Source organism: Corynebacterium sp. HMSC29G08 (assembly GCF_001806875.1).
GTDB lineage: Bacteria > Actinomycetota > Actinomycetes > Mycobacteriales > Mycobacteriaceae > Corynebacterium.
This window is the reverse complement of the sequence record NZ_KV786219.1, coordinates 31,609-40,474: the sequence shown is the minus strand read 5'-3', so window position 1 is coordinate 40,474 and position 8,866 is coordinate 31,609. Positions and strand designations below refer to the sequence as shown.

Here is an 8,866-nt window from a genome sequence, read left to right as displayed (position 1 = left end):
GGCAGGTGGCCTGAAACTGCGACGAGGTATAGACGGGCTGTGTCAAATTTTGCGATGGTTCTTGGTTATAAATTCCCGATCGGGCCGCTGGCCTTAACTGATGTCGTTGGGCTAGACGTGCGACTCGATATTGCCGAGTATTTGGAGTCTCAACTCGGAGAAGCATTTGCTCCTCCTCAACTATTGAAAGAAAAAGTTGAGAATGGCGAGCTAGGTCGAAAAACAGGCAAAGGCTTCTATATCTACGACTAACAAGCTACGACGAAGATCAAACTACAGCGTTGCTGGACGTGCCACAAACGTGGTGGCCAGGCGCTTGCCTTTCTCACGCACCAGGGCCACTGCGCGCCCGTCTGGCCCGACGGCCACGTGGACGCCGTCTAAGCCGCGAGGTGACAGCCATTTGCCCAAGGCGAGCGCGTCGTATTCCTCCTGCGTGACGTCAAGCACCGGCCAGCCCAGCTTCAGCGCCTCATCCATGGAGTAGGTCAGTTGCGGGTTGGCCTCTAACGCTTCGAGGGTTTTGGCCTGGGTGGCGTGGTAGGGGCCGACGTTTAAACGTCGTAAAGCAGCCAAGTGCCCTCCAACCCCAAGGGAGGCACCTAGGTCGCGCGCGAGCGAGCGGATGTAGGTGCCGGAGGAGCAGTGGATCTGGGCATCAATGTCGAGGTACTCGCCGCGGCGAACCGTGTGAGTGAAGCTGTGAACAGTTACCGGGCGGGCCGGTATATCTATCTTTTCACCTGCGCGAACACGCTCGTGGGCCCGCTTGCCGTCAATCTTGATGGCAGAGACCGCAGACGGCTTCTGCATGATGTCTCCGGTGAGCGCGGTAATGCCCTGGGCAATCTGCTCATCTGTGATGTTGCTGGTATCTGCGGTGGCGATGATCTCACCCTCCGCATCATCAGTGGTGGTAGACGCGCCAAGGCGGATCATGGTCTCGTAGACCTTATCCGCGCCAACAAGGTGAGTCAGCAGCTTCGTGCCACGCTCAATGCCTGCCACCAGCACGCCGGTGGCCATGGGGTCTAGCGTGCCCGCGTGGCCGACCTTCCTGGTGCGGAATATGCGCCGCAGGCGAGCCACCACATCGTGACTAGTGAGACCGGCGGGCTTATCCACAATGACAAGTCCGGAAGCTGCGAGGGGATCAGTCATGCTTTCAAAGTATGCCGTAGTGTGTTGCGAGTGAAAGTTTTGCGCGGCCTCAGTGACATTCCGGCGGAGTTTGGATCCTCTGGCGGCACCGTGGTCACCATCGGCGTGTTCGATGGTGTGCACCGCGGCCACCAACTGTTGATTTCCCAGGCGGTGCAGCAGGCCCGTGAGCTGGGCGTGCCTAGTGTGGTGTTGACGTTTGACCCGCACCCGCGCACCATCTTTGCGCCCGAGAGCGCCCCGCCGCAGCTCATGCCGTTTGCGCAGCGCGCGGAGCAGATCGCCGCGCTTGGTGTGGACTACTTGCTGGTGATTGATTTCCGTAAAGAGGTTGCCGGTCTCAGCCCGCAGGCGTATGTGGACGAGGTGCTCATTTCCGCGCTGCACGCGCGCCACGTGTTGGTGGGGGAGAACTTCACCTTCGGGGCGGATGCGGCTGGGACCGCGGAGATGATGCTGCAGCTGTGCAATGAGCGTGGGGTTGCAGTCACCATAGTGCAGTTGCTTAGCGACGGTGAAGGCCACATCTGCTCAACCGCGATCCGCAATCAGCTTGCACAAGGAAAGATGGCAGACGCGCGTGAGTACATCGGGCGCGACTTCTCGGTGGTTGCGCCCGTTGAGCGTGGCGCAGGCCGAGGTGGGCGCGAACTGGGATACCCCACGGCAAACCAGTACGCCCCGGAATCAGCAGCATTGCCTGGTGACGGTGTGTATGCCGGCTGGTTTACCGTGATTGATAATGGGGCGCTTGAAGGCGACATGGAACCCGGTGTGGCGTACCCAGCAGCGATTTCGGTGGGGACAAACCCCACATTTGGTGATGAGCGCCGAAGCGTGGAATCTTATGTGCTCGACCGCGAAGCAGACTTGTACGAGCGCCTGGCGCGCGTGGAATTTGTGGCCAAGGTGCGAGACATGGTGAAGTTCGACTCCGTTGATGAGCTTCTAGAAAACATGAGCCGTGACGTAACCCGTGTGAGAGAGATTTTAGGCGCGTAACATTTGACTTCATGACGATGAAGCTGATCCTGGATCTAGACACCGGCATTGATGATGCGTTGGCACTGGCCTACGCACTGGCTTCTCCGGAAGCGGAACTTATCGGCGTGACCTGCACGTACGGCAATGTGGTTGTAGAGGATTCCGTGCGCAACACGCTGGCGATCCTGCAGCTGTTTGGGCGCACGGACGTGCCGGTGTTTGCAGGCCCGGGCCACGCTTCAGCGCAAGATTCATTTACGGTCCAGGAGATCTCCGCGTTTATCCACGGCAACAACGGCATCGGGGACGTGGAGATCCCGGAGCCTCAGCGTGAGGTAGAGCCGCGTTGCGCTGTGGACTTCCTCGTGGAGTCTGTGGAGCGTTACGGCGATGAGCTGGTCATTGTTCCAACTGGGCCGTCCACCACCATCGCGGCGGCACTTGAGGCTTCTAACGTGTTCCGGGAAAACGCCAACATTGTCATGATGGGTGGCGCTTTGACCGTGCCGGGCAATGTCAATGGCTGGTCTGAGGCCAACGTGTACCAGGACCCGGAGGCGACGGATAAGGTGTTTCGGCAGCTGCGTAACGTCACCATGATCGGTCTAGACGTAACGCTGCAGACGCTGTTGACCACCAAGGAAACTGCTGAGTGGACAAAGTTGGGCACCGTGGGTGGCAAGTTCTTGGCCGATATTTCGAACTACTACATCAACGCCTACAAGACGACCTCGCCGCACCTGGGTGGTTGTGGGCTGCACGACCCGCTGGCGGTCGCGGTGGCGATCAACCCAGGGTTGGTTGACACCCTTGGCATCAACGTGAAGGTTGACACTGCAGAGCCCACCCGTGGGCGCACGATTGGTGACGAGACCCGGATCAACAACCCAGACAAGCACGCCGCCGTTGCCGTGCGGGTGGACACTGCCGGTTTCCTGGAGCAGTTCATGCGTCGGCTTTCCGTTTTGGCTCTGTCTACTCCGGTGGTGTAGTCTCTTTCGAGGTCTAGCGTCATTTGACTGTGGTTCGCGGCAGTCACGGCGCGACAAAAGACTTTATTTCGAGCGCGAACTGAAATAACCAAGGAGAACACTCATGGCACTGTCCACTGAGAAGAAGGCTGACATCCTCAAGGAGTACGGCCTGCACGAGACCGACACTGGCTCCCCGGAGGCACAGGTTGCGCTGCTGACCGAGCGCATCAACAACCTGACCGAGCACCTGAAGTTCCACAAGCACGACCACCACTCCCGTCGTGGCCTGCTGCTTCTGGTTGGTCGCCGCCGTGGTCTGCTGAAGTACCTGCGCGAGAACAACGTTGAGCGTTACCGTGAGCTTATTGCTCGCTTGGGCCTGCGCCGCTAAACGGTGCGCCGCTAGTTTTCGGCTCTCGGCTTTATAGCTTCAACCGGTATCCCTTCCTGGGGTGCCGGTTTTTGCGTTTTTGAAGCTGCGACGTGAATCACTGCCTTGGCGGGGCGCATGACCTCTACGTTTTCGTAGCCACCTGCTACGATAGCCTGTTGTTGTACGAAAACACCCAGGGCGGCACCGATGATCGCCGGAAAAGAGGATTACTTCGCATGTTTAAACCCAAAAACTCCTTCGATGTTTTTGTGGACGAGGACTACGGCATTACTGAGGCCGTAGCCACCATTGATAACGGTGACTTCGGTTCCCGCACCATCCGTTTTGAAACCGGCCAGCTGGCACGCCAGGCAGACGGGTCCGTAACCACGTACCTGGATGATGACACGATGATGCTGACCACGGTCACCGCATCGAACCAGCCGCGCGAGGGCTTCGACTTCTTCCCGCTGACCGTTGACGTTGAGGAGCGTATGTACGCTGCGGGCAAGATCCCGGGCTCTTTCTTCCGTCGTGAAGGTCGCCCATCCACTGAGGCGATCCTGGCATGCCGCCTAATCGACCGTCCGCTGCGCCCGACCTTTGTGAAGGGTCTGCGCAACGAGGTGCAGGTTGTGGTCACCGTGCTGTCCATGGACCCGGAGGAGTACTACGATGTTGTGGCCATCAACGGTTCTTCTGCTGCAACGCAGCTTTCTGGCCTGCCGGTTTCCGGCGCGGTTGGCGGCGTGCGTATGGCGTTGATTGCTGATGACAAGCACCCTGAAGGCCAGTGGGTCGCGTTCCCGAACCACGCACAGCACGAGCGTGCACTATTCGAGATGGTGGTTGCCGGCCGCATCGTGGAAAAGAAGCGTGGCCGCAGGACTGAGCAGGACGTTGCCATCATGATGGTGGAGGCCGGTGCCGGCGCTAACGTGGTCAAGCTGGTCAAGGACGGGTTCCCGGCACCTACCGAGGAGACCGTGGCCCAGGGCCTGGAGGCTGCTAAGCCGTACATTAAGACTCTGTGCGAGGCACAGACCGCGCTTGCTCAGGAAGCAGCGAAGGAAGCCAAGGAGTTTCTGCTGTTCCCGCCGTACTCGGACAAGGTGTTTGAGGCAGTGGAGAAGAAGGCTGCCAAGCGTCTGTCCAAGATCATGACGATCGCTGCAAAGCAGGAGCGTGAGGACGAGTCCAACGCGTTCATGGAAGAGGTCGAGGAGTACCTCTTTGACAAGCTCGACATCGACGATGACGAGAAGGACGAGATGGCTGCCGCCTCCAAGGAGATCCGGGCCGCATACAACGCGCTGCAGAAGCAGATTGTGCGCGATAAGATCCTCTCGGAGGGATTCCGTATCGACGGCCGTGGGGTCACCGACATCCGTGACCTTGAGGTTGAGGTGGAGCTCATCCCGCGTGCACACGGCTCTGCGCTGTTTGAGCGTGGTGAGACCCAGATCCTGGGTGTGACCACCCTGGACATGCTGAAGATGGAGCAGCACATCGACTCCTTGACCCCGGAGACGTCCAAGCGCTACATCCACCACTACAACTTCCCGCCGTACTCCACAGGCGAGACCGGGCGCGTGGGTTCTCCGAAGCGCCGCGAGATCGGCCACGGCGCGCTTGCAGAGCGCGCTCTGCTGCCGGTGATCCCGTCACGTGAGGAGTTCCCGTACACCATCCGCCAGGTTTCTGAGGCGCTGGGGTCCAACGGTTCGACCTCCATGGGCTCTGTGTGTGCCTCCACGTTGTCGCTGTACAACGCCGGTGTGCCGCTGGCAGCACCGGTTGCTGGCATTGCTATGGGTCTTGTTTCTGGTGAGGTGGGCGGCAAGACCAAGTACGTGGCACTGACCGACATCCTTGGTGCAGAGGATGCGTTTGGTGACATGGACTTCAAGGTTGCCGGTACCCGTGAGTTCATTACGGCTTTGCAGCTGGACACCAAGCTGGACGGAATCCCGTCTGACGTGTTGGCAAGTGCGCTGAACCAGGCACGTGAGGCTCGTGAGACCATCCTGGATACTATGGCTGAGGTCATTGACCAGCCGGATGAGATGAATGAGCTGGCGCCGAAGATCACCACTGTGAAGGTGCCGGTGTCCAAGATTGGTGAGGTTATCGGTCCGAAGGGCAAGACCATCAACTCCATTACGGAGGACACTGGCGCGGATATCACGATCGAGGATGACGGCACGATCTACGTCTCCGCTGCCCAGGGCTCTGCAGCTGACGCGGCGATTGAGAAGATCAACGCGATTGCGAACCCGCAGCTGCCGAAGGTTGGCGAGCGTTACCTGGGTACCGTGGTCAAGACCGTGGCGTTCGGTGCGTTCGTGTCTATCCTTCCGGGCACTGATGGTCTGATCCACATCTCCAACTTGGGTGGCAACACCCGCGTGGAGAACGTGGAGGATGTCATCAACGTGGGCGACAAGGTTGAGGTGGAGATCCGCGATATTGATAACCGCGGCAAGATCTCCCTTGTTCTGGTCGAGGACAACTAGGGCAGGAATTTCAGCTTCTTGCCCATGGCAAGTGCCGTGGTCATAAGCCTGCCGTAGTATTTGCCCGGCAGCTGCTTCGGGCCACGCATCGGCATGATGCGTTGCTGGGCGATGTTTTTAACCTCGGTGTACTTGGTTAGGCCTTCCGGCCCGTGGCGGCGCGCCATGCCGGATTCTTTCACTCCGCCCAGTGGGGTGGAGATGGAAGCCCAGGTGGCGGCGTAGCCGTCGTTAATTGTCACGCTGCCGGACTCTATCTGCAGCGCCAGCCGCTTGGCGGTGGCCGTGGCACCAAAGACTGAGGCGTTAAGCCCGTAGTTGGTGTCATTTGCCAGTTCCACGGCCTCTTCGAGGTTGTCCACCCGCTGCACGTAGACCACGGGCCCAAAAACCTCCTCAGTTTCCAGTTCTGTGCCCGAGCCAAGATCCGTCAGTACGGTTGGTTCGAAGTGGTAGGGCCCCACATCTGGTCGGGCTTTGCCGCCTGTGACAACGGTTGCGCCTTTTGCCACCGCGTCATCCACAAAAGCCGAAACGCGTTCGAGCTGGTCTTGGTTGATCAACGAGCCCATGTTGTAGTTCCAGTTCAGTCCCGTTCCCAGGGTGAGTTTTTCGGTAGCTGCTTTGAATGCGTGCAGAAATTCGTCGTAAATGTCGGTGTGCGCGTAGATGCGCTCGATGGAGACGCACAGCTGGCCGGAGTTGGAAAAACAGGCCGTGGCAATAGTGTCAATATGCTTGGCAATGTCTGTATCGGGTGCGATGATCATCGGGTTTTTGCCGCCCAGCTCAGCGGAGTAGCCCACAAGCCGTTCGCCGACAACCTTGCCCAAAAGTTTTCCGGTTGCCGTGGATCCAGTGAACATGAGGTAATCACACCGCTGCGCGATCGCCTGGCCAACAACGGTGCCTGAGCCTGTGACAATTTGAAACAGGTCATGTGGCAAGCCGGCGTTAAGCAAAAGGTGCAGCGCGATCAGGTTTGAAAACGGTGTTTGCCAGTCCGGCTTAGCAACGATGCCGTTGCCCGCGAGTAGCGCCGCAATCGCATCGGAGACACCAAGCGCCAGTGGATAGTTCCACGGGCTGATCTGGCCCACAACGCCCTTGGGCACACGCTGCTGCGTGGTGCTGGTGATCACCGGAAACGCACCGGCTTTGCTGGAGGTGGCTAGGAACTTTTCTGCGTTGTTGGCGTAGTAGCGAGCGTTGTTCATCACGTCCAACACTTCGTCATAGGCGGCGGTGCGGTCCTTGCCTGTCTCCAGCTGCACAATGTCCGCCAAAAGGTCGCTGTGCTTGTTCACCAAATCGTGGAAACGCTTGATCACGCGAGCACGTGCAGCAATCGGGCGTTCCTGCCACTGCTGTTGCGCGCGGCGGGCAAGCTCGAAGGCTTTCTCCACGTCTTCGACGGAGCCGACGCCAACATGGCCCAAAGGCTCAGTGAAGTAGGGGGAGTAGACCTCATGCAGCTCACCGGTTGCCAAGGAACCAGACTTGGCGTTGGTGGAGTGAACTAAAAGCTTGCGGGCAAATTCTTCCGGCAGCGGGCGTTCTTGAAGGCGTTTTGGAATCATTGATGTTTTCTCTCGAGTGTTGAATCTGCGGGCTGGGGGAGCAAAACGCCCCAAGCACATGCTGACACGGTGAGTTAGTGTCAGCGGTACTGGGGCGAAATGGCGGCGAATGGCTTAGACTGGGCAACCGCCAGAGCGAGCGTCCTTGGATTCACCCTCGGTGTTGTCCTCAGGCTCCTCGCCGTGTCCGTACGGTGCCGCCAGCTTCGGCTCCTTGTATTCGCCTTCGATCATGCCGTTTTTGATCATCATGCTGCGACCCGGCTCCATGTAGCGTTTGTCTTCCGGTAGTTTGTCAAAAACCTTGCGGATGAAGTTAGCAATGCGGTCAAAACGCTTCTGATCCTTCGCAGTCCAGTCCAGATCCAGGATCTCACGCTGCTTGTCGTTCAAAGTGCCGTAGGTCATCCAGATGACCGAGCGCATGATTGGCTTCCAGATCACGTTCCACACTGCCTGCGGCACGCCGTCTGGTGGGGTCACTGGCTCCACGCGTGCGGTTCGCAGTGCGAAGTCCACAGTTTCGTTGCGCTCCAAGACGGTGTCTTCCATGTTCTTGAAGTACTCGATGTAGCCGTCGAGGTTGTCAATTACCGGGCGCTCAGACATGCCGTACATGTCCCACCAGGTGACACCTTCTTGGATGATCTGCTCTTTTTCTTCGCGGGTAAATGGGGTACCAAACAGCTCTTGGGCCCAGATCACGCGCCATACGAAGGTGGCGTGCGCCCACCAGTACACGTCCGGGTTTAAGGAGTGGTAGCGGGTACCGTCGCGCAGCGTGCCCTTAATGCCGTGGTGGTAATCGCGGATTTGCTTGGCGCGCGTCCCGTCGTCATAAATCGAGTAGATGATCTGTGGGGTCGAACGCTCAAGGCGGGAAAACGGCTCCTCGAAGAACTTCGAGTGATCAAGTAGTGACTGACCAATCGCAGGATGCATGTTCTGCAACACGCCAGTGTAGCCGCGCAAAAGCTGAATGCGGTTGTCAGAACCCCACTTCCACAGCAGGGAATCGGGGCCGAGCGGTGCGCGCTTCAGTTCGCGCTTGCCGCGGCTGGCAGTGTTGTCGAACTTGCCGAGGGTATTGAAGTCCGTGCTTACGCCACCTTCAGGCACCGCGTCCTCGTTGTACTCACTTACCGGGGATTCTTTGCTACCGGCAGACTGTGCGTTAGTCATCTCCAGCTTCCTTCTATGTCCTTACATGGCCGACTGATTGTGAACGCTAACACACGAGTACTACCCATGCATTGGAAATCACAATTTTAAAATCTG

Annotated in this window: 8 protein-coding genes; 5 read left to right on the top strand and 3 right to left on the bottom strand. The window is 58.5% G+C overall.

The features are described 5' to 3' along the window. The coding region (locus tag HMPREF3101_RS02890) for a 3-hydroxyacyl-CoA dehydrogenase family protein (protein WP_246816619.1) at positions 1–252 on the top strand (252 nt) is incomplete at its 5' end. A 21-nt stretch (positions 253–273) separates the two neighbouring features. Here HMPREF3101_RS02890 and truB read toward each other — a convergent pair. Beyond that, positions 274–1,161 carry a tRNA pseudouridine(55) synthase TruB gene (truB, locus tag HMPREF3101_RS02885; RefSeq protein ID WP_070462422.1) on the bottom strand — a complete coding sequence of 296 codons (888 nt, stop codon included), beginning with the start codon at positions 1,159–1,161 and terminating at the stop codon, positions 274–276. 30 nt (positions 1,162–1,191) lie between these two features. Between truB and HMPREF3101_RS02880 the strand changes: the two genes are divergently transcribed. From HMPREF3101_RS02880 to HMPREF3101_RS02865, 4 genes are all read left to right on the top strand, one after another. Next, entirely contained in the window at positions 1,192–2,163 is a 972-nt protein-coding gene (locus tag HMPREF3101_RS02880) for a bifunctional riboflavin kinase/FAD synthetase (protein WP_246816618.1), read from the top strand. Positions 2,164–2,174: 11 nt separating this feature from the next. After that, a complete protein-coding gene (locus HMPREF3101_RS02875) occupies positions 2,175–3,137 on the top strand; it encodes a nucleoside hydrolase (protein ID WP_070462420.1) in 963 nt (320 codons plus the stop codon). Positions 3,138–3,240: 103 nt separating this feature from the next. Further along, complete coding sequence (gene rpsO / locus HMPREF3101_RS02870; RefSeq protein WP_070462419.1) at positions 3,241–3,510, top strand: 30S ribosomal protein S15; 270 nt, start codon at positions 3,241–3,243, stop codon at positions 3,508–3,510. Positions 3,511–3,728: 218 nt separating this feature from the next. After that, a complete protein-coding gene (locus HMPREF3101_RS02865) occupies positions 3,729–6,008 on the top strand; it encodes a polyribonucleotide nucleotidyltransferase (protein ID WP_070462418.1) in 2,280 nt (759 codons plus the stop codon). On the opposite strand, the gene HMPREF3101_RS02860 is transcribed toward HMPREF3101_RS02865, so the two are convergent. Then, positions 6,005–7,585, bottom strand: a complete 1,581-nt coding sequence (locus HMPREF3101_RS02860) for a succinic semialdehyde dehydrogenase (RefSeq protein ID WP_070462425.1) — start codon at positions 7,583–7,585, stop codon at positions 6,005–6,007. The genes HMPREF3101_RS02865 and HMPREF3101_RS02860 overlap by 4 nt on opposite strands. A gap of 117 nt (positions 7,586–7,702) precedes the next feature. Next, positions 7,703–8,770, bottom strand: coding sequence for an oxygenase MpaB family protein (locus tag HMPREF3101_RS02855; RefSeq protein ID WP_083280050.1), 1,068 nt, complete (start codon positions 8,768–8,770; stop codon positions 7,703–7,705). Between the last annotated feature and the right edge of the window lie 96 nt (positions 8,771–8,866).

What these genes read in the sequence shown, in the direction of transcription:
- truB (WP_070462422.1), bottom strand. Translation starts at nt 1,161, where the DNA reads ATGACTGATCCCCTCGCAGCTTCCGGACTTGTCATTGTGGATAAGCCC.
- HMPREF3101_RS02875 (WP_070462420.1), top strand. Translation starts at nt 2,175, where the DNA reads ATGACGATGAAGCTGATCCTGGATCTAGACACCGGCATTGATGATGCG.
- rpsO (WP_070462419.1), top strand. Translation starts at nt 3,241, where the DNA reads ATGGCACTGTCCACTGAGAAGAAGGCTGACATCCTCAAGGAGTACGGC.
- HMPREF3101_RS02865 (WP_070462418.1), top strand. Translation starts at nt 3,729, where the DNA reads ATGTTTAAACCCAAAAACTCCTTCGATGTTTTTGTGGACGAGGACTAC.
- HMPREF3101_RS02855 (WP_083280050.1), bottom strand. Translation starts at nt 8,770, where the DNA reads ATGACTAACGCACAGTCTGCCGGTAGCAAAGAATCCCCGGTAAGTGAG.